Raw genomic sequence first — 22,122 nt, 5'->3', positions numbered from 1 at the left:
ACGAGGCTGAAACCCTGGCGGAATCGATCGCGCTGGCAGAGGCGATGAAGCCGCGCGCGGCCACTTGGTTCGCCAGCCTGCGCGACCGCATCTGCACCGCGTTCGAAGCCATCGAGGACGAGGCGACCGGCCCCTTCCCGGCCGAGGCCTCTGCCCCCGGGCGGTTCGTGCGCACGCCCTGGCAGCGCAAGAACCATGACGGCGCCGAAGGCGGCGGCGGCGTGATGTCGGTGATGCAGGGCCGCGTCTTCGAGAAGGTCGGCGTCCATGTCTCGACCGTCTATGGCACCTTCCAGCCTGAATTTGCCGGCCAGATCCCCGGCGCCTCCGAGGATCCGCGCTTCCATGCGACGGGCGTTTCGCTGATCGCCCACCCCTGGAATCCGCATGCGCCGACCGTGCACATGAACACGCGCTTCGTGGTGACGACGAAACCCTGGTTCGGCGGCGGCGCGGACCTCACCCCGGTCCTGGTCCGGCGGCGCTCGCAGGAGGACCCGGATGCGATCGCCTTCCATGCGGCGATGCGCGACCCTTGCGAGCGCTTCGCGCCCATCGCCGACTATCCTCGCTTCAGGCAATGGTGCGACGAGTATTTCTTCCTGAAGCATCGCAACGAGCCGCGCGGCATCGGCGGCATCTTCTACGACTATGTCTGGTCGGGCGAACCGGAGGGCGATTTCGCCTTCACGCAAGCGGTCGGCGAAGCCTTCCTCGGCGCCTATCCCGCCATCCTGCGTGCCAATATGACCACACCCTGGACGGAGGAGGACCGCCACGAGCAGCAGGTCCGGCGCGGCCGCTATGTCGAGTTCAACCTGCTCTACGATCGCGGCACGATCTTCGGGCTGAAGACCGGCGGCAATGTCGACTCGATCCTCTCATCGCTACCGCCGACCGTCCGCTGGCCGTGAGGTGAGCGGCGCCCACACGCCGCTGAGAGATCAGTTGGAATGGCCATCGACGATCCGCTATTGCGACCATGACTGCGATGCCCGACGCAACGAAAACAAGTTCGACAGCGATCGATGGAAGAGACTTTGCCCCGAAAAAATGATGGGCGGCGAAAAGCGCCTCATCCGCGGCAACCGAAACCACCGCGCCAAATGCAAAGATCGGCAGCGATCTACGCCCCAGCCGGCAGAGAATGCTCCGTGGATCGGCTTGATGCAGCAACCTTATCAAGGGCGCCCTCGGGCAGGAAATGAACAGATAGACCAGCGACAGAGCGTGCAGCAACCGCAACGGTGACTGGTAGGTCTTGCTTCCGCCCAACCAGAAATAATCGTTGCGCGTTGCGAACCAATCGCTTGCAGCAGGCCAACGAGGCATGATCAGCGCGACGAAAACCACATATCCGAACACATAGGCGAACGCCAAACCCGTGAGAAGGCGTGATTGCGGCACGCGGACTCCCTGCTTGATAGCCGCGCCGAGCGCAATTCCGCATGTAAAGATCAATGTCCAGGGTAGGATCGTCAGCGCAAACGGCTCCCCGGTCAGACTGTTGCGCGAGACCAGATCGAACTGCCCGGCCGCAGCCCAGATGAAGACCGCAGGAGGAAGCGCGTACCACCACATCCTGGAAGACAGCCATATCAAGGCCGGACACAACAACATAAAATACATATAGAGCTTCAATACAACAGAATAGCCGACACTCTGCTGAAAACTAAACATGAACCACAGAGAATTCTCTAAACCGCTCAATCGAATTGCATCAACAATATATTGATCTAATATATCAATGTCGCCCGTCAGATAATCTGTCGCAATTATTATAATCAACGTCAACGACACGATGGCAGCATTGACGACATATAGCTTTATTGCGCGACTCCAAAGACCACGAGTCATGACTTCGATCTGGAACGTTCCATAAAACAGATAAGTCGAGATCCCCGAAACCAGCACGAAAATTTCAGCAGCGTCCGACAGTCCAATTTTAGAAAACGATATTTCTTTACTGAATCCAAGAGTGATGTGGTTGATGAAAATATTGAGAAGGCACAGCCCTCGCACCGCATCGATGGAATGAATCCGACCCGTCATTAGCCTGCAGCCATCCTGGCAAAGCGATACCCTCATCACCTACCGGAGGTTGTAAAACAATCGATGAATCGCAGACCCGGGTCAGATAGAATCCGTCATTGCGGGCGCCTAGACTTGCCATTGCTTCAATTCATGATTTCGGATTGGTAAAATCCGACTCTGTCGCGGTACCATCGAGCATCTCGACTGCCGCTTCGACGAAGGCGGCCTGCTCCCTCTGTCCGGCCGGGCAGCCTGCATCGATCCAGGCGCACCGCGCCGCCTCCAGAACACGCCCGACCTTCGGCCCGGCAGCGACGCCGCACGCCAGCACATCGCGGCCGCTCGGCAGGAAGGGCGGTGTCCGGCAAAGATCGGCGATCAGCGCCCGCGCTTCGATCTGCCGCGGCTCGCCAGCACGAGCCGTGAGAAGAACGAGCCCAGCGGCCACCGCATCAACCCCGGTCCGTTGCGCCAAGTGACGCAAGATTGCGATCGTCGGCGAAACGCCACGCCCCGATAGAGCCTCGAGCGCAGCCGCGATGCGCTCGATCCTGTCGAACTCCTCATTCGAGAGACGCAGCCGCTCGCGCAGCCGCAGCGCATCCTCGCCGACACCGACCGCCAGGGCCGCCAGCCGGAAGGCAGGATAAAGCTGCGCCTCCCTTCCCGTCCCCGCATCCCCACCCGCAGTCGCCGCAAAACGCGACAGATAGGGCACGCCGCCGATGAGCGGCATCAGCAGGCCCGCTCCGGCCATCGCTGCAACGGCATCAGCCGCGCCGGGCGCGACCAGCAGCTTCAACAGCTCGGCCCGCACACGCTCCCGCGACAAGCCCTCCAGCCCGGCGCGCCCCGAGATGCAGGCCGCGAGCCCCAACGGATCGGGGCTGCCATGTCCATAGCGGGCATGAAACCGGAAGAAGCGCAGGATGCGCAGATAATCCTCGCGGATGCGCTCGGCCGGATCACCGATAAAACGGATGCGCCGCGCGGCGAGATCGGTCAGCCCTTCCCCGTAGTCGTGAAGGCCGCCATGCCGATCAAGGCCCAGCGCGTTGATGGTGAAATCACGCCGCAGCGCGTCCTCGGTGAAGTCGCGCCCGAAGGCGACCTTGGCGCGGCGTCCATCGGTCTCGACATCGCGCCTGAGCGTCGTCACCTCGAAGCTCTCCCCGTCGCGGACGAGCGTCACCGTGCCATGCTCGATGCCGGTCGGAACCGCCTTGTAGCCTGCCGCCTGCCCGAGCCGGATCGTCTCTTGCGGCAGGGCGGTCGTAGCGAGATCGACATCGCCGACAGGCTCATCGAGCAGAAGATTGCGGACGGCCCCGCCGATGATGCGGGTCTCCTCGCCCTCCGGGTTCAGTGCCGCGAGCACGGCGGCAACGGCGGGGCGCGCCAGGAAGGCCGCGATCCGCGTTGTCGCCGCATCGTTCATTTGAACCGTCCCGGCACGAGCTGGCCGTTTTCCATATGCGGCGGCTCATAGGCGCCCCGGTTGCGCGGTGCGATCCATCCAGCGACGAAGAAGAAGGCGATGCCCAAAGCAAGTCCCAGGACGGAGAGCCGGAACAGATGCGGGCTCCAATGCTCGACGTCGAGCGGGTTGCGCCGCCTGATCACGAGATAAGCCGCAAAGGCACAGAAAGGCAGGACGAAGAGCAGGAACTCCTCGATCAGCGAACGCAGCATCGGCGCTTCTTCCCAGTCAGGTCAGCCGGCGAGCCGTTCGTAGAGGTTGCGGATCATGCCAGCGGTTGCACCCCAGATATAGTGATCCCCGAACGGCATCGCATAGTAGGTGCGATAGCGACCTTCCCACAGGCGTCCCTCGCGATGGTGATTGGCGGGGTCGAGCAGAAAAGCGAGCGGCGTCTCGAAAGCTTCATCGACCTCATGCCGGTTGATCGTCAGTGAGAATGGCGGCTCGATCAGCGCGACCACCGGCACGATGCGATAGCCGGTGCCGGTCAGATAGGCGTCGAGAAAGCCGAGCATCCGCACCTGCTGGCGCGGCAGGCCGATCTCCTCTTCCGCCTCGCGTAGCGCCGTGACCACCGGCGAGCCATCGACGGCATCGACCCGCCCGCCTGGAAAGGCGATTTGCGCGGAATGGCTGCGCAATGCCGCCGCGCGCTGTGTCAGCAGCACCGTCGGCCCTTCCGGGCGAGCCACGATACCGATCAGCACCGCCGCCTGTATCGCGGTCGCCTCGTCAGGCATGGCAAACGGCTCGGACTGCAGGTCTTCAGGCTGCATCTCATGGTCGCCGCGCAGGCGGCTGATGAGGTCGCCCAGCGCAGGCGGCTCGTGGCGCAGCCGCTCGAGCGCCAGCGTCGCGAACGCATCCGCAGTCAGGTTCAACGCCGTCATTCCGCCTCGCCGTCCTCGATTTCACTGGCCGGCACAGCCGGGTAGAACGCACCGCCCGCAGCCACGCCGAACATCGGCATGCGGTCGACCTCGCGCACCTCGCCGAGCGCGAGCAGGTCATAAGTCACGGCCCGCGTCACCCGCGCCCAGAGATCGCGCCTGACGTGGATATAGGGTTTGAGCCCGCCCTTGGCCGCGCGCTCGAAACGAATCGCATGGCCGGGCCCCGCGCTCACGACATCGTCGACTTGCGTCCGGAACGCCAGCGAGCGCCCCTCTCCCTCGCCGTCCACCGCCATCTCGACTGCCTGGAAAGGCGCGTCCTCGACCGTGATCCCGACCTTCTCGACCGGGGTCACGAGAACGTAATCGCCATCATCCCGGCGCAGAACGGAGGAGAAAAGCTTGACCAGGGCCGGCCTTCCAATCGGCGTCCCCAGATAGAACCAGGTGCCGTCGGCAGCGATGCGCATGTCTATATTGCCGCAGAAAGGCGGATTCCAACGCTCGACCGGCGGCAGCCCCCGGCCCTTGCCATCGCGCAGCGAGGTCAGCAGCCGGTCCATCGCGGAAGCGGATTCTGTCATCGAAAACCCCGACTGCGCCGCATGCGGCATATTGGTTGCATCGCGTTCTTTGCCTTGAACTCCACATAATCGTGAAGCGGAGTTTATGTGCACCGCGCCATCGGGCCCCTTGAGCCGGCATGGCGACCCGTCCACACTCAACGGCTCAAGGCCTTGTGGGTTCGGGACGGGCCGGAAGCAAAGACGCCGGGACCAGAAGACGCAAGCTGCGACGACAAGGGTGAAGGAGATCGACATGGTGGCGCAAGTCCGTGCGGCGGAGAGCAACCCGCCGATCAATCTCGACACCGGCATCGTCGAGGCGGCCGAGGCCGCGCTCGGCGCGATCGGGGCGGCGCGCAAGGAAATCGGCCAGGTCATCTTCGGCCAGCAGAAGGTGGTCGATCTTTCACTCATCACCCTGCTCGCCGGCGGCCACGGCCTGCTCGTCGGCGTCCCGGGCCTCGCCAAGACCAAGCTGGTCGAGGCGATGGGCACGGTACTCGGCCTGAACGCCCGCCGCGTCCAGTTCACGCCGGACCTGATGCCGTCCGACATCCTCGGCTCCGAGGTGCTCGACGAGAGCCCGGAGGGCAAGCGTCATTTCCGCTTCATCAAGGGGCCGGTCTTCGCGCAATTGCTGATGGCCGACGAGATCAACCGCGCCAGCCCTCGGACACAGTCGGCGCTGCTGCAGGCGATGCAGGAGCACCATGTCACCATCGGCGGCGAGCGCTACGACCTGCCGGCCCCCTTCCATGTGCTGGCAACCCAGAACCCGATCGAGCAGGAGGGCACCTATCCGCTGCCCGAGGCCCAGCTCGACCGCTTCCTGCTTGAAATCGACGTCGCCTACCCCGACCGTGAGGCCGAGCGCCGCATCCTGCTCGAGACCACCGGCGCCACCGAGCACAAGCCGGTCCAGGCCATGACCGCGGAAACGCTGATGTCGACGCAGCGGCTGGTGCGCCGACTGCCGGTCGGCGAGACCGTGGTCGATGCGATCCTCGACCTCGTGCGCTCGGCCAGGCCCGAGGGCGGCGACGCCGCCATCACCGACAAGCTCGCCTGGGGGCCGGGTCCGCGCGCCAGCCAGTCGCTGACGCTGGCCTGCCGCGCCAGGGCTCTGGTCGAAGGCCGCCTCGCCCCCTCGGTCGACGATGTCGCGGCGCTGGCCATTCCCGTTCTGAAGCATCGCATCGCGCTCACTTTCGCTGCGCGCGCCGATGGCGAGACCGTCGAGGGCATCATCGCCAAGCTTGTGGAACGGTTGGGATAGGAGGCGACACGACAATGCTGCGCATGCGCGTTCTCGGGACCTCCGAACGCCAACCGGCCCGGCCGGTTCTCACCGCCTCGCTCGATCTCGCCGCGCGTCTGCCCCGGCTGATCCTGGAGGCGCGACGGGTCTCGGCCAGCGTGCACGGCATCCATGGGCGCAGGCGCGCCGGTCCCGGCGAGACTTTCTGGCAATATCGCCCGCTCGTCACCGGCGAAGCCGCCTCGCGCATCGACTGGCGCCGCTCGGCTCGTGACGGCCATCTCTTCGTGCGCGAACGCGAATGGGAAGCCTCGCATGCGATCTGGCTCTGGATCGACCGCTCGGCCTCGATGGGTTTTGCCTCCTCGCTTGCGCTCGCCTCGAAGGTCGACCGCGCGCTCATCGCCGGCTTCGCCCTGGCCGAAACGCTGGTCGAGGGCGGCGAGCGCGTGGGCCATATCGGCCTGACCCGCGCGCTTGCCTCACGCCGCATCGTCGAGACGCTGGCACAAGCGATCCTGGTCGACGCCAAGGGCACAGAGGCCGACCTGCCGCCGGACGCGCCGCTGCCGCGCCTGGCCGACGCGATCATCATCACCGACGGCCTTTCTCCGGCCGCCTCGCTGGCCAAGCGCATCGCCACGATGGCGTCATCAGGCGCGCGCGGCCATGTCCTGCTGATCGCCGACCCGATCGAGGAGACCTTCCCCTTCACCGGCCAGGCGGAACTCTTCGACCTCGAGGACGGTTTGTCGCTCAGGGTCGGCGATGCCGGCTCCTGGGGCGAGGAATACCGGCAGCGGCTGGAAGCGCATCGCGACGCGATCAAGGAAGCCTGCCGCAAGGTGGGCTGGACCTTGACGCTGCACCGTACCGACCGGCCGGCGAGCGAAGGCGTGCTGCGCATCGCCAGCCTGATCGCCGCCTCGCGCGGCCCCGGACGCTAGGGAGGAGAGACCCATGCTCGCTTCCCTGCCGATCGCCTTCTCCGCCCCGCTGGCGCTGGCCGCGCTGGCTTTGCTGCCGGCGCTGTGGCTGATCCTGCGCGTGACGCCGCCGCGTCCGAGGCGCATCGACTTTCCGCCGCTCAAAATCATGGCGGACCTCATCGCCAAGCGGGAAATGCCGGCCCATACGCCCTGGTGGCTGCTGGCCTTGCGCATGGCCGTCGCGGCGCTCGCCATCCTCGCCGTCGCCGGCCCGGTCTGGAACCCGCCGCGCGAGGCCGGCCCGATGCGCGGCCCGATGCTGCTGCTGATCGACAACGGTTTCGGCGCTGCGACCGACTGGCCCGAGCGGCAGGCCATCTCCGAATCCCGCCTCGCCGCCGCCGCCCGCGAAGGCCGCCCCGTCGCCATCGTCGGCCTTGCCGAGGCGCCCGGTGAAATCGCCTTGTCCGAGCCGCGCGCCGCCCTCGACCGGTTGCGCGCCTTGGCGCTGCAGCCGCACGCGCCCGACCGCTCCGCCCATCTCCAGCGTATCGAGGCCTTTCTGCGCAGCGCGCCCGAGGCCGAGACCGTCTGGGTCAGCGATGGCCTTTCGATCGCCGATGACGCCCCCTTCCTTGCTCGGCTGAAGCAGGAAGCCGATGCCCGCCGGCTCTCGATCCATGCCGGCTCCCCCGGCCAGCTCGCCCTGACATCGCCCGAGAACCTTGCTGGCGCGCTTGCCGTGAAGGTGCTGCGCCCCACCAGCGCCGCCATGGCCACGGGCCATGTCCGCGCGCTCGATCTCAAGGGGCTCCCGCTCGGCGACGCGCCCTTCATCTTCAACGGCTCGGAGCTGCAGACCTCAGCGCGCCTGACCTTGCCGATCGAGGTTCGCAACGCCGTGTCCCGGCTCGAGATCGTCGGCGAGCGCAGCGCGGCGGCCGTCGCGCTGCTCGACGACCGCGCCAAGCGCCGGCGCGTCGGCATCGTCTCCGGCACCACCACCGACACGGCCCAGCCGCTGCTTTCGCCGACCTATTACGTCTCGCGCGCGCTCTCGCCCTTCGCCGAGATCCGCGAGCCGCGCCCGGGCTCGACCGACCCGATCGGCGAATTATTGGCGCAAAACCTCTCCGTGCTGGTGCTCGCCGATATCGGCGCGCTGGACGGCGACACGGTCGGCAAGATCAACAGCTTCATCCAGCGCGGCGGCGTATTGCTGCGCTTCGCCGGCGCACGGCTGGCGGCAGCTGCCGATGATCTCACACCCGTGCGCCTGCGCCGCGGCGGCCGCACGCTCGGCGGCGGCCTCTCCTGGGAGACCCCGCGCAAGCTCGCCCCCTTCACCCGCGAGAGCCCCTTCTTCGGCATCGCCATCAACGACGATGTCCGCGTCTCCAGACAGATCCTGGCCGAGCCCGAGGCCGACCTCGCCAGGAAGACCTGGGCTGCGCTGGAGGACGGCACACCGGTCGTCACCGGCGAACGCCGCGGCGACGGCATGATCGCGATGATGCATGTCACCGCCGACACGACATGGTCGAACCTGCCGCTCTCGGGACTGTTCGTTGACATGCTGCGCAAGGTCGTCAGCCTTGCCGGAACCGGGCCGAGCGAGGCTCAAGGAGAGGATGCGCGCGTGGACACGCTGTCGCCGACCCGTGTGCTCGATGGCCATGGCGCCTTCCGCAGCCCGCCCGCGACCGCCCAGCCGGTGGCCCGGACCTTCGCCGGACGGGCGACCCTGGCGCATCCGCCAGGCATCTACGGCCCCGCCGACGGCTCGCTCGCAGTGAACGCTCTGAACCCGGCCGACAGCCTGAGGGCGATCGATCTGGCAGCGCTCGGCGCGCCGATCCTGCCGGTCGACAAGCCGGTCGCGTTCGACATCCGCCCGCAATTGCTGGTGCTGGCGCTGCTGTGCCTGATCGCCGACACGCTGGCGACGCTCTGGCTCGGCGGCCGGCTGAACATTGCTCGCCGCGCAGGGGGCGCCGCGCCAGCCGCGATCCTGCTGGCGCTCGTTCTCGTCGGCGCCGCAACACCCGAGATGGCGCGCGCTCAAGCCGTGCCGGCCACCCCGGCCGATGACCGCCCGCCGATTCCGCGCGAGCTTTTCGCAGCCGGCGCCGTGACGCGGCTGGCTTATGTCGTCACGGGCGACAAGGCCGTCGACGACATGTCCAAGGCCGGTCTTGCCGGGCTCAACATCGTGCTCGGCGCGCGCACCGCGCTCGAACCCGGCGAGGCTGTCGGCGTCAATGCCGACCGCGACGAGCTCGCCTTCTTCCCGGTGCTGTACTGGCCGATCGTGGCCGGCCGCCCAATCCCCGCGCCTGAGACCCTGCGCAAGCTCGAAGCCTATATGAAGGGCGGCGGGCTCGTGATCTTCGACACCCGCGACGCGATGAGCGCGCGCCCCGGCGGCGGCACCACGCCCGAGGGCGAACAATTGCGCCGCATGCTGCAGACGCTCGACATCCCCGAGCTCGAGCCGCTGCCGCGCGACCATGTCCTGACCAAGACCTTCTACATCCTCGACGGCTTCGTCGGCCGTTACGACACCGGCACGACCTGGGTCGAGATCCTGCCGCCCGCAGGCGAGGACGGCCGCCGCCCGGCGCGCGCCGGCGACAATGTCTCGCCGATCGTCATCACCTCGAACGACCTCGCCTCCGCCTGGGCCGTCGGCCGGCGCGGCGAGGCGTTGGTGCCGCTGTCGGGCTCCGATCCGCGCCAGCGCGAAATGGCGCTCAGGGCCGGCGTCAACCTCGTGATGTATGCGCTCACCGGCAACTACAAGGCCGACCAGGTCCATGTCCCGGCCCTGCTCGAGCGTCTGGGACAATAGGTCATGTGGAGCCTCTCCTTCGCCCCGCTGGTGCCGCTGCCGCTGCTGATAGGCCTGAGCCTGCTGGCTGCGCTCGCAGCCGGCGCGGCGATCGTGCTGGCGGGGCGCAGTGCCATCCTGCGCGCATTTGCGCTCGTCGTGCTGACGCTGACGCTGGCCGACCCCTCGCTCGTCTTCGAGGATCGCGAGCCAGTCAAGGACGTCGTCTCAGTGGTGGTCGACCGCTCCGGCTCGAACCGGCTGGCCGACCGCGCGGCGCAGACGCAAGCAGCCCAGGCCGAGGTCGAGCGCCAGCTGCGCGGCCTGAACAATGTCGAATCCCGCATCGTCGAGGTTCGCGATGCGCAAGGCTCGGGCGACGGCACCCGTCTGTTCGAGGCGCTGGCGGCCAGCCTCGCCGACGTTCCCTCCGAACGTGTCGCCGGCGCGATCATGATCACCGACGGCCTCGCCCATGACGCCCCGGCCAATGCCGAGGCGCTGGGCCTGCGCGCACCGCTGCATGTGCTGACCACGGGGCGCAACGCCGAGATCGACCGCCGCATCGTGCTGGTCGATTCGCCGCGCTTCGGCATCGTCGGCAAGGACCAGAACGTCCGCCTGCGCGTCGTTGAGAGAGGCGGGCCGGGACGGGCCGGGCTGACCATCCGCCGCGACGGCGAGATCATCGCGCGCCGCGAGGTCACCGCCGGCGAGATCGTGCAGGTGCCGATCCGGATCGATCGCGGCGGCCCCAATGTCGTCGAGATCGAAGCCGATCCGCTCGAAAACGAGCTCACCCTCGCCAATAACCGCGCCGTGATCACCATCGAAGGCGTGCGCGACAAGCTGCGTGTGCTCCTGGTCTCGGGCGAGCCGCATCCGGGCGAGCGCACCTGGCGCAACCTGCTGAAGGCCGACGCCAATATCGACCTCGTGCATTTCACCATCCTGCGCCCGCCGGAGAAGCAGGACGGCACGCCGATCAACGAGCTTTCGCTGATCGCCTTCCCGACGCGCGAGCTGTTCCAGGTCAAGATCAAGGAATTCGACCTGATCATCTTCGACCGCTACGCCAACCAGTCGATCCTGCCGCTGATCTATTTCGACAACATCGTCCGCTATGTCCGCGAGGGCGGCGCCTTGCTGATCGCGGCGGGGCCGGAATATGCCGGCTCGCAAAGCCTGTCGCGCACGCCCTTGGGCCAGATCCTGCCTGCCGTGCCGGATGGCTCCGTGATCGACGAGGCCTATCGCGCCCATGTCAGCGAACCCGGCAAGCGCCACCCCGTCACCCGCGACCTGCCGGGCTCCGAGGTCGAGCCGCCGCGCTGGGGCGAATGGCTGCGCATGGTCGGCGCCCGCGCCCGCACGGGTTCGGCCGTGATGACCGGCCCTGGCGAGCGGCCTTTGCTGATGCTGGCGCGCGAGCAGAAGGGCCGCGTCGCGCTCTTCCTCTCCGACCATGCCTGGCTCTGGGCGCGCGGCTTTCGCGATGGCGGCCCCTATCTCGATCTGCTGCGCCGGCTCAGCCACTGGCTGATGAAGGAGCCCGAGCTGGAAGAGGAAGCGCTGCGCGCCTCGGCCCGCGGCGGCGTCATCGAGGTCGAGCGCCAGACGTTGGGCGACGCGCCCTCCCCTGTGACCATCACCGGGCCGGACGGGCAATCGCGCTCCGTGCCGCTCGAGGCCGGTCGGCCCGGCCTCTTCACCGCACGCATCCCGACCAGCGAATTCGGCCTGCACCGCGTCGCGGCCGACAACCTCACCGCCTTCGCCAGCGTCGGCCCCGAGAATCCGCGCGAATTGATGGAGGTGGTCAGCAACCCCGCCCAGCTTCAGGCCCTGGCCGAGGCCAGCGGCGGCTCCTCACGGCGGATCGGCCAGGAGATCGGCTCGAACGTGACCATTCCGCGCATCGTGCCGGTGCGGTCCGGATCGCAATTCGCCGGCTCGGACTGGATCGGCCTGCGCATCAGCGATTCCGGCATCGTGCGCGGCGTCCAGATTTCGCCGCTCTTCATCGGCCTGATCGGTCTGGCGCTGCTGTTTGGCGCGCTCGTCGCCGGTTGGCTGGGCGAGAGCGGCCGACGGTTCAACCGGAAGCCCGACGCGGCTTAGCCCTGTCATGGTCGGGCTTGACCCGACCATCTCGGAAACCAGCCCCTTCGTCAGGAGATTCTCGGGTCCAAGCTGTGCTGGGCCCGAGAATGACGAGGGGCTCAAGTGCCCCTCAGCGATACGGCATGACAGCGCCCTTGCGCTGCGCCAGCACGCCCTCGACCAGTTCGAGCGCGAGGAAACGCGCCGGGTCCGCCGGCCCCGGCAGGACGAGTTGGCCTGGCGGGATCGGCCTGAAGCCGAAGCGGGCATAATAGGGCGCGTCCCCCACCAGCATGATCAAATCGTACCCTGCGGCCCGCGCCGCCTCGATCGAGCGGTTCATCAGGGCCGCCCCGATGCCGCGTCCCTCAAAAGCGGGATCGACCGTCAGTGGCCCCAGCATCAGCGCGGTGCTGCCGCCCGCAGAAACCGGCGTCACCCGGATCGAGCCGACCAGAAACGTGCCGACATGGGCGGCGAAAGTCAGGTTTGCATCGGGCGGAACGCCCTCGCGCAAACGAAAGGCCGTGCGCGCGAAACGCCCCGGCCCGAAGGCGCGCTCGTGCAAACGCTCGATCGCGGCGGCATCGGCGGGAAGCTCATGGCGAATGGTCAAAGGCAAGGACGTCATGACGGGCAAACCTGCGGGCGGGCAGAAACCTGCGGAGAGGATGGCGAGGGCATGGCCACGCATCGGCGGCATGCCTCAAGGGCGCGCTCAGCGCGCCGGTCGTCGCAAGGTGGAAAGGCGTTGCCCGTTCGTCATGGCGGCGGGCTGTAGCAGAGTGGCGCGCGGGCGTCCATCACGCTTCCCAAGATAAGCGCGGGCTCACCAGACGACCGGAGCTCTTTCGCCAGCCGCGATCTCGTCCAGCCGCCGCCGCGTCGCCGGCGTTGTCCCCTCCGGCAGCGTCTCGAGCGAAAAGAAGCCAGCTTCGGCAATCTCCCGGTCCGGCTGCTTGACGCTCTCGGCCACGAACTCCCGCACCACGAACACCGCGACATGGTCGCGCCGCGACATCGCCCGGTTGAAGAAGACCCCATGCAACAGCACCGGCCCCGTTAGCCGGATGCAACCCTCCTCGCGCAGCTCCTTGGCCAGTGCCTGCTCGAGCGTCTCGCCGACCTCGACGCCCCCGCCGGGCAGGTGCCAGCCGGGGGTGTAGGTATGGCGGACCAGGAAGACGCGTCCTTCGCCGTCCAGCACGGCCGCGCGCACGCCCAGCGTCATGCCACGCACGATGCGGAAATAGAGGTGCAGCAGCCGGCCAAGCATCTTTTGCGACAAGCTGCGACCGGTCTCCGATCCCGACAGCCGGTCAGCAGGAGGCTCAGATGCGCGATCCACGGTCATCGACTCGTCAAATCCAAACGAAATCCTAATTGTCTATGCAAATAACGCATGGCAGAGGCCCGTTTCCGGTTCCGTTACGTCACAAACGCGCCGCAAACGAGGCAGAGAAGACGGCCTCACAAACAGGAACTCCCGTCATGCTACTCTCTTTCATCATCTCTCGCCTGCGCGCCAAGCCGGCTTATGTCTGGAAGCCCGCCGTCACCCTGACCGATTCGTTCATCGTCTCCGAACTGACCGGCACCGCCAACTGAGCCGACCAGCGCGCGAGGCTTGCGTCGCTATCGACGCATCATTCGCGCTTGACGGCTGGCGGGCGGCAAGGGCAAGCGCTTAGGCTGTGTTCAAGCTCGCGCATCTGTCCGACCCCCATCTCGGCCCACTCGCCGGATTCTCGCTGCACCAGCTCCTGGGCAAGCGCGCGACGGGCTATGTCAATTGGCGGCGCAAGCGGCGCCACGCCCATGACATGAACGTCCTGGCGCTGATCGTCGCCGATATCCGCGCGCAGGCGCCCGATCATGTCGCCTGCACCGGCGATGTCGCCCATATCGGCCTGCCCAACGAATTCAAGACGGCCGTCACCTTCCTCGACACGCTTGGCCCGCGCGATGCGGTCAGCTTCGTGCCGGGCAATCACGACGCCTATGCCCCCTCATCGCTGAAGCCGCTTGCCAGCCATCTCGGCCCGTGGTGCGCCGATGACGAGGGCACGGCCGGCTATCCCTGGTATCGCCGTCGTGGCCCGGTCGCACTGATCGGCCTCAATAGCGGCATTCCGACCCTGCCGCTGATGGCAACAGGACGCCTCGGCCAGGCGCAGATCGCCAAGGCCGAGGTCCTGCTGAACCACGCCCGCAATGAGGGGCTGATCCGCGTCGTTCTGATCCACCATCCGCCCTATGTCGGCGGGGCGCGGCGCGCGCGCGAACTCGTCGATGCCGAGGCTTTCGAGGCGATGCTCGCGCGCAGTGGCGCCGATCTGATCCTGCACGGTCACAATCACACATTCTCACTGGCCTGGCGCCCGGGGCTGGGCCGCGACGTGCCGATCGTCGGCGTACCCTCGGCCTCGATCGGCCCACTTGGTCATGGCGAGAGAGCGACCTGGCATCTGTTCAAGATCGAGGGCGACGCGGCTGAGCCCCGGATCAGCGTCGAGCAGCGCGGCTTCGAGGCCGACGGCACCGTGATGCTGCGCCAGGACATCGCACTGCACGCCAAGCCGGTGTGAGCCATTCTCTCACGCCATGAGAGGGCCTGAGAATTCGTCAGCGTGAGTCGACTGGCGCGGCGTTCGAGAACCGGAGCGGAGCGGACATCGGTCCCCGTGAGCACCGGAAGCGCAGAACGCCGCGTCAGGCGGCCGCGCTGACGGATTGGCAGGCCCTCTCAGATGCAGCGCCCGCCATCCACGGCCAGCACCGTACCCGTCACCATCTCGGCATCGTCCGAGCAGAGATAGAGCGCTGCATTGGCCATGTCCTGCGGCGTCGAGAGCCGGCCCCAGGGAATGGTTGCCTTGAACTGTGTGCGCTTCTCCGGTGTGTCCTCGCCCATGAAAGTCGCCAGCAGCGGCGTCTCGCCGGCGACGGGCGCGATCGCGTTGACGCGGATGCGGTCGGGCGCGAGCTCCACCGCCATCGATTTCGAGAGCAGGTTCACCGCCCCCTTGGAGCCGTTATACCAGGTCAGGCCCGGACGCGGCCGAATGCCGGCGGTCGAGCCGATGTTCAGGATCACGCCGCCGCCATGCTCGCGGAAATGCGGTACGGTCGCGCGCGCCATGAGGTAAATCGACTTCACGTTCACCGCAAAGACGCGATCGAACTCCTCCTCGGAGACATCCAGCATCGGCTGGTTGCGATGGCTGATGCCGGCATTGTTGATGACGATGTCGAGCCGCCCGAACTTCGCCAGCACGCGCTCCACCGCCTTGTCGACGCTCTTGCCCTTGCCGACATCGCAGCCGACGGCAAAGGCCTTGCGGCCGATCGCCTTGGCCGCCTCCTTGGCCTTGTCGGCGTTGATGTCGAGCACAGCCACCCGCGCGCCCTCGCGCACGAAGGTCTCGGCGATGCCGAGCCCGAACCCCTGTGCCGCGCCGGTGATCAGCGCCGTCTTGCCCTTCAATCTCATCGTGCTTCCTCAGGTTTTGTTGGGGTCCGTTTTTCTCGGGGTCCGCGACATTGGTGAGATTTGCCGCCGGCAACAAATGCGTTTTCGCGATTGGGCGGAGACGGAAATTGTATGGCGGGCACTTTCTTTCCATCATGGTCGCCCTTGTTGTGGCGATCATCCAGCGGCCGGCGAGGCTTTCCCTTCTCCCCTGGCGGGAGAAGGGAAAGCCGGCGTTGCGGTGTGCGTGCTATCCGAGCCTGGAGAGGCTTCCCCGCGCCTTATCGGAAAACCTCACGCCCCCAACTCTTCCTGCAGCATCTCCAACGCCAGCCAGCGTTCTTCCGCCTGCCCGATCTCGCGTGTCACCTCTTCCAGCCGCGTCGTCGCCTTGGCGAACAGTTTGGGGTCGCGCGTATAGAGATCGCCCGAGAGCGCCTGGCTGAGCTTGGCGGCTTCCGCCTGCAGAACCTCGATGCGCTTGGGCAAGGTCTCCAGCGCATGCTTCTCGTTGAAGGAGAGCTTGCGCTTCGAGACCGGCGCAGGAGCGGCCGCCACCGTGGACTTGTCCTCGGCACGTGCCGATTTCCCGGGGGCCGCCCTCACCTTCGCGCCGACGCCACGCCCGCGCTGTGCCAGCATGTCGGAATAGCCGCCGGCGAATTCCGTCCAGACGCCATCGCCATCCGAGATCAGCGTCGCCGAGACGACGCGGTCGATAAAGTCGCGGTCATGGCTGACCAGCAGGACCGTGCCTTGATAGTCGGCCAGAAGCTCCTGCAACAGGTCGAGCGTCTCAAGGTCGAGATCGTTGGTCGGCTCGTCCAGCACCAGCAGGTTGGAAGGCTTTGCCAGTGCCCGCGCCAGCATCAATCGGCCGCGCTCGCCGCCCGACAGCGCTCCCACCGGCGTGCGCCGCTGCAGCGGCTGGAACAGGAAGTCCTTCATATACGCGATGACATGACGCGGCGTGTCGCCGACCATGACCTGGTCGGAGCCTCCGCCGGTCAGCGCATCGCCGAGCGGCGTTGCAGGGTCGAGGCTTTCGCGGCGCTGGTCGAGCGTGACCATGTTCAAGGAGACGCCGAGCTTGACCTTGCCGGAATCGGGCGCGAGCGCGCCGGTCAGCAGGTTGATCAGCGTGGTCTTGCCGGCTCCATTGGGGCCGACGATGCCGATCCGGTCGCCACGCGCCACGCGCAGCGACAGCGACTTCACCACCGCGTTGTCGCCGAAGGATTTCGCGACGTCGATCGCCTCGATCACGAGCTTGCCGGAGGTCTGCGCCTCGCTCGCCTCGAGCCGGACATTGCCGACGACATTGCGAGCCGTGCGGCGCTGCTCGCGCAGGCCATGCAGTTCGCCGAGGCGGCGCTGGTTGCGGGTGCGGCGCGCGCTGACGCCGTAACGCAGCCAGTCCTCCTCGCGGGCGATCTTGCGGTCGAGCTTGTGGCGATCGAGCTCTTCCTGGGCGAGGACCTCGTCGCGCCAAGCCTCGAACTCGCCAAAACCCTTGTCCATGCGCCGCGTCAGGCCGCGGTCGAGCCAGATCGTGGCGCGCGACAGCGAGGTCAGGAAGCGCCTGTCATGGCTGATCAGGACCATGGCCGAGCGCAAGGATTTCAGCTCCTGCTCGAGCCATTCGATCACGGGCAGGTCAAGATGGTTGGTCGGCTCGTCGAGCAGCAGGATGTCGGGCTCGGGCGCGAGCACGCGCGCCAGCGCCGCGCGGCGCGATTCGCCACCCGACATCGTGGCGGGATCCTCCTGCCCGGTCAGGCCGAGCTCATCGATCAGATATTGTGCGCGATAGGCGTCATCGCCCGGTCCCAGGCCCGCTTCGACATAAGCGAGCGAGGTCTTGTATCCGGTAAAATCCGGCTCCTGGGGCAGATAGCGCACCGTGCAACCCGGCTGCACGAAACGGTCCGCGCTGTCGGCCTCGACGAGCCCCGCCACGATCTTCAGCAAGGTCGACTTGCCCGAGCCGTTGCGGCCGACCAGGCAAACGCGCTCGCCGGCGGAAACGGCAATCTCCGCCGCCTCGAGAAGCGGCTGTCCGCCGAAGGTGAGCGCGACGTCGCGCAGATGGAGCAAGGGGGCCATGGGGTGTCCGTGAGGGGGAATGCAGGCGGGATAGACCGGCACGGCGGCTCTGTCACGCGCCGTGCTGCGATGAGTTCGATCTTGGTGCGGCGCACAACCGCTATTATCGTGAGCGCAGGAGCCCCTTTCGAACGAGCATCCACCCGGAGCGCCCCTTGGCCAGACCGAAGCGACTGCGAGATGAACGCCCAGTCCGCATGGGCGACAATGGCGGCCCACCGCTCGATGAGCCGCCGCCACATGAGCCGGAATGGGGCAAGGGCGAGATCAACCGCTATTTCGAATGGCGCACGGCCCATCGCCGGGCCTGGCGCAAGCCGCCGGCAATCGCGCTGCGCCGCGAGGAGCGCGCCGAGGCGCTCGGCCTGACCTATGAGGAATATACGCTCGAATTGCTGGAGCGCGGCCGCCACCCCCAGCCGGAGGACGTGGCCGGCATCAAGGCCAAGCGCGCCGAGAGACGCCGCTCCGGAGGCGTCGTCGGCCAGTCGCTGAAAGCGATGCGCCTGAAATAGAGCGTTGGCCCGAAAAGCGGGAGCCGGTTTTCGGGACAAGCCCGTGCTAGATCAAAACCCTACAGCATCAGACCGGCACGGGTTCTCAGGCTCCGAGCTTTCGCCGCATGAAGCGCGTCGCCGGCTTCTCGAAGGCGCGGTGGACCAGGAGCGCCGCGACGACGGCGCCCGCAAGAGCGAGGATGATGAAGAGCAGCGGCGATCCCATGCCCGCGCGCTGGAACAGCTCATGCAGACCCCGAATGACGAAGGGGTGAACGAGATAAAGCGCATAGGAAGCGTCGCCGACCAGCGCCAGCCCGCGAACTGGTGCCGAGGGCGCCTCCCGCCGCTTGCCGCATGCCGCCGCCAGCACGAGCAGGGCCGCAGCCGAGCCTCGCCATGCAAGCGCGGCCCAGGGCGCATCGCTGCCCGGCATCTGGGCCGCGACCAGGAGCAGCGCCACGCCAAGCGCCGCGACCGCGACGCGTGAGGCGAGCCTTAGGCGCAGCCCGCGTCGCCACAGCAGGGCGATTCCCATTCCGGCCACGAATTCGAGCACGATCGGCTGGCCCCAGAAGCGCAGCGGCAGGGCAAGCGGCCCGGCCAAGGTCTCGCCCGCGACCAAGCCCGCCAGGGCAAGGGTGATGGCCGGAAGCGCCCAGGTCCGCGGCAGCAGCAGCCCCAGGGCGAAGAGCGCGTAGAAGAGCATCTCGTAGTTCAGCGTCCAGCCCAGCGAATAGACCGGCTGGACGAGCCCCATCGTCGAGATCATGGGCCAGAACAGATAGGAGCCGGCGATCTGCGCCAGATCCGGCGCGCCCGAATTCAATGCGCCGGGCAGGACCAGTCCGACGAGCAGGAACAATGTCGTCGCGGCCCAATAGAGCGGCACGATGCGCGCGATCCTGCGCTGCAGGAAGAGCCTCGCACCGTCCGCCCGGCCGAAGAGATCGGCCGAGGCATGCACCATGATGAAGCCGGAAACGACGAAGAAGATGTCGACGCCCGCCATCCAGGGCAGCAGCAGCGAAGGTGAGAAGCTTGTCCCACTCCGGGCCGCCAGCGCAATCGCGTCATACTGGACATGATGCACGGCGACCATGAAGGCCGCAGCCGCGCGCAGGGCCTGGATGCCGTAAAGCTGGAACAAACCGGAAAGAGCCTCAGACGCGCGAAACCGACGCGCTCACGCAAACCACAGCCGCGCGGGGTCGTCCAGCCCGAACCGCGCCGGCGCAGCCGCAATGGCGGCTAGCCCCTGCTCGGCGGCATCATGTGTCGTGATCACATGCAAAGCGAAGTGCTTCGCCAGATCCTCCATCGGCGGCTTGCCATGGAACACGGCCTGGATCGTCGCCGGATCGGCCAGCGGCAGGAGCCGGGGCACGATGCCGCCCGCGATATAGACGCCCCCCGTCGCCTTGAAGGCGAGCGCGAGATCGCCTGCGACCCGCGCCAGCAATCGCCAGAAGCAGATCACCGCCATCAGCGCGGCGGGGTCGCCGTCGAGCGCCAGCGTCGTCACGTCGGCGGCGCTGACATCGGCCTCCAGCATGCCCGATTGCTTCGCCACCGCGCGGTGGAAACGCACCAGCCCGTCGCCGCTGAGCAGCCCTTCGACCGTGACGCGCGGCAGCTCGGCGGCAAGCGCCGGCCAGATCTTGTGCTCGGTCGGGTCTTCCGGGCCGATGCCGATATGACCGGCCTCGGTCGGCACCAGGACGCCATGCTTGCCTCGCATCAGGAGCGCGGCGGCGCCGAAGCCGGTCCCGGGCCCGAGCACGAGGCGAAGCCCATCAGGCTTCGGCTGACCCGCAACCAGCGTCGTCAGATCCGTGGCGCGCAGCATCGCGAGCGAAGCCGCCAGCGCCTCGAAATCATTGACCAGCAGGCCTTGTTCGAGCCCGAGCGTCTTGGCGAGCCGCGGTCCGTCGAAATGCCAATTGGCATTGGTGAGCTGCGCCTCGCGTCCGTCCAAAGGACCCGCGACCGCGAGGATGGCACTGCGCGGCCGCTGCGTGAGCGTCGACAGCACAGCCTCCAGCGCCGCTTCCGGCGTCGGGTGGCCGCCGGTGCTGATCCGCGCCAGCGGTTCATGCGGCGCCCCTGCCCGGGATACGAGCGAAAGCCGGCAATTCGTGCCGCCGATATCGGCAACCAGAATCGGATGAGCGAAAGGCGAGGTCACGCCGGCTTCCTGAAGTCGGAGAACCAGCCGAGCCCTTCGAGCGTGCCGGCCGCCGGCCGGTACTCGCAGCCGACGAAGCCCTCATAGCCGAGCCCGTCCAGCTCATCGAACAGGCGCGGATAGTCCGGCCCCGAAGCATCGGGCTCGTGGCGGCCATTGGCACGGGCGATCTGGACATGGCCTACGAGCGGGTAGAGTGCCTTCAGCTTGCCGGAGACGTCGCCATGGATCAGCTCGCAATGATACATGTCGAACTGCAGCCTGACATTCGCACGTTCCGACTCGCGGACATAAGCCGCCGCCTGGTCGAAATCATTGAGGAAATAGCCCGGCATATCCTTGCCGTTGATCGGCTCCAGCAGCAGGTCGATACCGTGCTCGGCCAGCTTCTCGGCGGCGTAGGCGAGCGCTGCGCGATAGGCCTTCTGCGCAGCGGGATCCTGCGGGTCGGCATGGCCCGCCATCATGTGCAGGCGCTTGACGCCGGTCTCATGGACATAAGGCAGCGCAGTTTCGATACCCGTCCGGAACTCCTCCTCGCGACCGGGGATCGCGGCCATGCCGCGTTCGCCCTTGGCCCAGTCGCCCGGCGGCAGGTTGAACAGTGCCTGCTCGACCCCGGCGCCGGCGAGCGCCAGGCCAATTTTTTCAGGCGCATGCTCATAGGGGAACAGGAACTCGACCGCCTCGAAACCGGCATCGGCCGCCGCCTTGAAGCGGTCAAGGAAGTCCCATTCGGTGAACATCATCGAGAGATTGGCGGCAAAACGCGGCATGTCGGTCTCTTCAGTCGGAACAGGTTGGTAGGCTAACCCGATCGGGCGACCTCGTCATCGGTAACGTTCGCAGGCGCAGGACGTTCCGGTTGCGATGTTGTCAGCTGCCCAACAATCGCGGCAACGACGCAGCGAGCAGCGCAACCCCCGACAATGTCAGCAAAGCGAGCACGATCTGGCGAAAGGCGACCTCGCTGATGCCGATATAGAGACGGCCACCGATCAGCGAGGGGATCAGCATGGCCGGCGCAACGATGGCGAAGGAAGGCAGCATCTCGCGCGTGACGTTCCCGGCCACGACATAGCTCAGCATGGTGACGGCGAGCGTCGCCAGGTTGAAGTTCTGGATGATCGAGCGCTGCGCGTCCTTGTCCATGCGGCGCAAGGTGCACCACAGCGTCGGGATCACACCTGTAAAGCCGCCGAACCCACCCATGATGCCGCCGGTGAGGCCGACAACGCCATCGGCCAGGCGCCCGCCGACGCGGATCGCCGGGAGACGCGGCGCGAACAGCATGACCGGGCACCAGATCGCCAGCAGGCAGCCGAGCGCGGCCTTGAACAGCGTCGCATCGAGGAGCGGCAGCAACGCGACGCCGAGCGGAATACCGGCGAACCCGCCGAGCAGGAAAGGCCAGAGCCGCGCCAGATCAAAGCCGCGTCGCAGCGAGAAAGCGGAGATGATCTGCCCCGTCAGCGCGCCGAACACCGCCATCACAGCCGCCAGCCTCGGCTCGAGCGTCCAGGCCCAGAAGGACATGGCGACGAGCCCGAAGGCGAAGCCCGAGAGCCCCTGCACGAAGCCGGCAACCGCCGCGCCGAGCGCGAGGCTCAGGATGGTCGTGTCCATGGATGAGCCCTAGAGCCGGATGATTTCAAATCGGGTCACAGAGTGACCTGATTTGAAATCTGAATCCGTCTCTCATCAAAGAGTTAGAGCAGGATCGATTGCGAAAAACCGGTTCCCACTTTTTCGCATCCTGCTCT

At 67.0% G+C, this 22,122-nt stretch carries 20 protein-coding genes; 7 read left to right on the top strand and 13 right to left on the bottom strand.

What is annotated here, in order from left to right:
* The first annotated feature begins 44 nt into the window (after positions 1 to 44).
* On the top strand, positions 45 to 914 hold the full coding sequence (gene hemF, locus J2Y55_RS04395) for an oxygen-dependent coproporphyrinogen oxidase (protein ID WP_404978821.1): 870 nt from the start codon (positions 45 to 47) through the stop codon (positions 912 to 914).
* Here hemF and opgC read toward each other — a convergent pair.
* The 5 genes from opgC to J2Y55_RS04370 all read right to left on the bottom strand — a co-directional run bounded on the left by opgC (position 814) and on the right by J2Y55_RS04370 (position 5,024).
* Positions 814 to 2,052: an OpgC domain-containing protein gene (gene opgC, locus J2Y55_RS04390; protein ID WP_310148058.1), complete on the bottom strand. Its 1,239-nt coding sequence runs from the start codon at positions 2,050 to 2,052 to the stop codon at positions 814 to 816. The genes hemF and opgC overlap by 101 nt on opposite strands.
* Positions 2,053 to 2,182: 130 nt before the next feature.
* Complete coding sequence (locus J2Y55_RS04385; protein WP_310148055.1) at positions 2,183 to 3,472, bottom strand: CCA tRNA nucleotidyltransferase; 1,290 nt, start codon at positions 3,470 to 3,472, stop codon at positions 2,183 to 2,185.
* Positions 3,469 to 3,726 carry a DUF6111 family protein gene (locus J2Y55_RS04380; RefSeq protein WP_069692804.1) on the bottom strand — a complete coding sequence of 86 codons (258 nt, stop codon included), beginning with the start codon at positions 3,724 to 3,726 and terminating at the stop codon, positions 3,469 to 3,471. The genes J2Y55_RS04385 and J2Y55_RS04380 overlap by 4 nt, the downstream gene beginning before the upstream one ends.
* 21 nt (positions 3,727 to 3,747) lie before the next feature.
* A complete protein-coding gene (locus J2Y55_RS04375) occupies positions 3,748 to 4,407 on the bottom strand; it encodes a CoA pyrophosphatase (RefSeq protein ID WP_310148050.1) in 660 nt (219 codons plus the stop codon).
* Entirely contained in the window at positions 4,404 to 5,024 is a 621-nt protein-coding gene (locus J2Y55_RS04370; protein ID WP_465247468.1) for a DUF1285 domain-containing protein, read from the bottom strand. The genes J2Y55_RS04375 and J2Y55_RS04370 overlap by 4 nt, the downstream gene beginning before the upstream one ends.
* A gap of 205 nt (positions 5,025 to 5,229) precedes the next feature.
* On the opposite strand from J2Y55_RS04370, the gene J2Y55_RS04365 reads away from it, so the two are divergent.
* Genes J2Y55_RS04365 through J2Y55_RS04350 form a run of 4 tightly spaced genes read left to right on the top strand, consistent with a single transcriptional unit; the run spans position 5,230 to position 12,114 of the window.
* Complete coding sequence (locus J2Y55_RS04365) at positions 5,230 to 6,252, top strand: AAA family ATPase (protein WP_103716637.1); 1,023 nt, start codon at positions 5,230 to 5,232, stop codon at positions 6,250 to 6,252.
* A gap of 14 nt (positions 6,253 to 6,266) precedes the next feature.
* The gene (locus J2Y55_RS04360) at positions 6,267 to 7,181 is read left to right on the top strand and encodes a DUF58 domain-containing protein (protein WP_404978808.1); all 915 of its coding nucleotides are present in this window, start codon (positions 6,267 to 6,269) and stop codon (positions 7,179 to 7,181) included.
* Between the two features lie 13 nt (positions 7,182 to 7,194).
* Positions 7,195 to 10,014 (top strand): DUF4159 domain-containing protein, encoded by a 2,820-nt coding sequence (locus J2Y55_RS04355; RefSeq protein ID WP_310148041.1) that lies wholly within the window; start codon positions 7,195 to 7,197, stop codon positions 10,012 to 10,014.
* 3 nt (positions 10,015 to 10,017) lie between these two features.
* Positions 10,018 to 12,114, top strand: coding sequence for a hypothetical protein (locus J2Y55_RS04350; RefSeq protein WP_310148037.1), 2,097 nt, complete (start codon positions 10,018 to 10,020; stop codon positions 12,112 to 12,114).
* 112 nt (positions 12,115 to 12,226) lie between these two features.
* Here J2Y55_RS04350 and J2Y55_RS04345 read toward each other — a convergent pair whose 3' ends face one another.
* Complete coding sequence (locus J2Y55_RS04345) at positions 12,227 to 12,727, bottom strand: GNAT family N-acetyltransferase (RefSeq protein WP_092167334.1); 501 nt, start codon at positions 12,725 to 12,727, stop codon at positions 12,227 to 12,229.
* Positions 12,728 to 12,925: 198 nt separating this feature from the next.
* Positions 12,926 to 13,372, bottom strand: a complete 447-nt coding sequence (locus tag J2Y55_RS04340; protein WP_310148711.1) for an NUDIX domain-containing protein — start codon at positions 13,370 to 13,372, stop codon at positions 12,926 to 12,928.
* 418 nt (positions 13,373 to 13,790) lie between these two features.
* Here J2Y55_RS04340 and J2Y55_RS04335 point away from each other — a divergent pair, with 418 nt between their 5' ends.
* Complete coding sequence (locus J2Y55_RS04335) at positions 13,791 to 14,684, top strand: metallophosphoesterase family protein (RefSeq protein ID WP_310148031.1); 894 nt, start codon at positions 13,791 to 13,793, stop codon at positions 14,682 to 14,684.
* A 158-nt stretch (positions 14,685 to 14,842) separates the two neighbouring features.
* Here the strand turns inward: J2Y55_RS04335 and J2Y55_RS04330 are convergent, their stop codons facing one another.
* Positions 14,843 to 15,589, bottom strand: a complete 747-nt coding sequence (locus J2Y55_RS04330; RefSeq protein ID WP_310148028.1) for an SDR family oxidoreductase — start codon at positions 15,587 to 15,589, stop codon at positions 14,843 to 14,845.
* A 273-nt stretch (positions 15,590 to 15,862) separates the two neighbouring features.
* Positions 15,863 to 17,674 (bottom strand): ABC-F family ATP-binding cassette domain-containing protein, encoded by a 1,812-nt coding sequence (locus J2Y55_RS04325; RefSeq protein ID WP_310148024.1) that lies wholly within the window; start codon positions 17,672 to 17,674, stop codon positions 15,863 to 15,865.
* A 155-nt stretch (positions 17,675 to 17,829) separates the two neighbouring features.
* Between J2Y55_RS04325 and J2Y55_RS04320 the strand changes: the two genes are divergently transcribed.
* Positions 17,830 to 18,189, top strand: a complete 360-nt coding sequence (locus J2Y55_RS04320; RefSeq protein WP_310148022.1) for a hypothetical protein — start codon at positions 17,830 to 17,832, stop codon at positions 18,187 to 18,189.
* Between the two features lie 85 nt (positions 18,190 to 18,274).
* Here J2Y55_RS04320 and J2Y55_RS04315 read toward each other — a convergent pair whose 3' ends face one another.
* From J2Y55_RS04315 to J2Y55_RS04300, 4 genes are all read right to left on the bottom strand, one after another.
* On the bottom strand, positions 18,275 to 19,321 hold the full coding sequence (locus J2Y55_RS04315) for an acyltransferase family protein (RefSeq protein WP_310148019.1): 1,047 nt from the start codon (positions 19,319 to 19,321) through the stop codon (positions 18,275 to 18,277).
* Positions 19,322 to 19,357: 36 nt separating this feature from the next.
* A complete protein-coding gene (locus J2Y55_RS04310; RefSeq protein ID WP_310148015.1) occupies positions 19,358 to 20,359 on the bottom strand; it encodes a glucokinase in 1,002 nt (333 codons plus the stop codon).
* The gene (otnI, locus tag J2Y55_RS04305) at positions 20,356 to 21,135 is read right to left on the bottom strand and encodes a 2-oxo-tetronate isomerase (protein ID WP_310148012.1); all 780 of its coding nucleotides are present in this window, start codon (positions 21,133 to 21,135) and stop codon (positions 20,356 to 20,358) included. The genes J2Y55_RS04310 and otnI overlap by 4 nt, the downstream gene beginning before the upstream one ends.
* Before the next feature lie 100 nt (positions 21,136 to 21,235).
* Positions 21,236 to 21,985 carry a sulfite exporter TauE/SafE family protein gene (locus J2Y55_RS04300; RefSeq protein ID WP_310148010.1) on the bottom strand — a complete coding sequence of 250 codons (750 nt, stop codon included), beginning with the start codon at positions 21,983 to 21,985 and terminating at the stop codon, positions 21,236 to 21,238.
* Positions 21,986 to 22,122: the final 137 nt, after the last annotated feature.

It is taken from the genome of Allobosea sp. BE125, from assembly GCF_031456075.1.
GTDB lineage: Bacteria > Pseudomonadota > Alphaproteobacteria > Rhizobiales > Beijerinckiaceae > Allobosea.
The sequence above is the reverse complement of the archived record's forward strand: the minus strand, read 5'-3'. Positions and strand labels throughout refer to the sequence as shown.

Coding starts and splice junctions, on each gene's coding strand:
- J2Y55_RS04365 (WP_103716637.1), top strand. CDS start 5,230: ATGGTGGCGCAAGTCCGTGCGGCGGAGAGCAACCCGCCGATCAATCTC.
- opgC (WP_310148058.1), bottom strand. CDS start 2,052: ATGACGGGTCGGATTCATTCCATCGATGCGGTGCGAGGGCTGTGCCTT.
- J2Y55_RS04300 (WP_310148010.1), bottom strand. CDS start 21,985: ATGGACACGACCATCCTGAGCCTCGCGCTCGGCGCGGCGGTTGCCGGC.
- J2Y55_RS04330 (WP_310148028.1), bottom strand. CDS start 15,589: ATGAGATTGAAGGGCAAGACGGCGCTGATCACCGGCGCGGCACAGGGG.
- J2Y55_RS04360 (WP_404978808.1), top strand. CDS start 6,267: ATGCTGCGCATGCGCGTTCTCGGGACCTCCGAACGCCAACCGGCCCGG.
- J2Y55_RS04350 (WP_310148037.1), top strand. CDS start 10,018: ATGTGGAGCCTCTCCTTCGCCCCGCTGGTGCCGCTGCCGCTGCTGATA.
- J2Y55_RS04325 (WP_310148024.1), bottom strand. CDS start 17,674: ATGGCCCCCTTGCTCCATCTGCGCGACGTCGCGCTCACCTTCGGCGGA.
- hemF (WP_404978821.1), top strand. CDS start 45: ATGAAGCCGCGCGCGGCCACTTGGTTCGCCAGCCTGCGCGACCGCATC.
- J2Y55_RS04340 (WP_310148711.1), bottom strand. CDS start 13,372: ATGCTTGGCCGGCTGCTGCACCTCTATTTCCGCATCGTGCGTGGCATG.
- J2Y55_RS04375 (WP_310148050.1), bottom strand. CDS start 4,407: ATGACGGCGTTGAACCTGACTGCGGATGCGTTCGCGACGCTGGCGCTC.
- J2Y55_RS04370 (WP_465247468.1), bottom strand. CDS start 5,024: ATGCCGCATGCGGCGCAGTCGGGGTTTTCGATGACAGAATCCGCTTCC.
- J2Y55_RS04355 (WP_310148041.1), top strand. CDS start 7,195: ATGCTCGCTTCCCTGCCGATCGCCTTCTCCGCCCCGCTGGCGCTGGCC.
- otnI (WP_310148012.1), bottom strand. CDS start 21,135: ATGCCGCGTTTTGCCGCCAATCTCTCGATGATGTTCACCGAATGGGAC.
- J2Y55_RS04345 (WP_092167334.1), bottom strand. CDS start 12,727: ATGACGTCCTTGCCTTTGACCATTCGCCATGAGCTTCCCGCCGATGCC.
- J2Y55_RS04380 (WP_069692804.1), bottom strand. CDS start 3,726: ATGCTGCGTTCGCTGATCGAGGAGTTCCTGCTCTTCGTCCTGCCTTTC.
- J2Y55_RS04385 (WP_310148055.1), bottom strand. CDS start 3,472: ATGAACGATGCGGCGACAACGCGGATCGCGGCCTTCCTGGCGCGCCCC.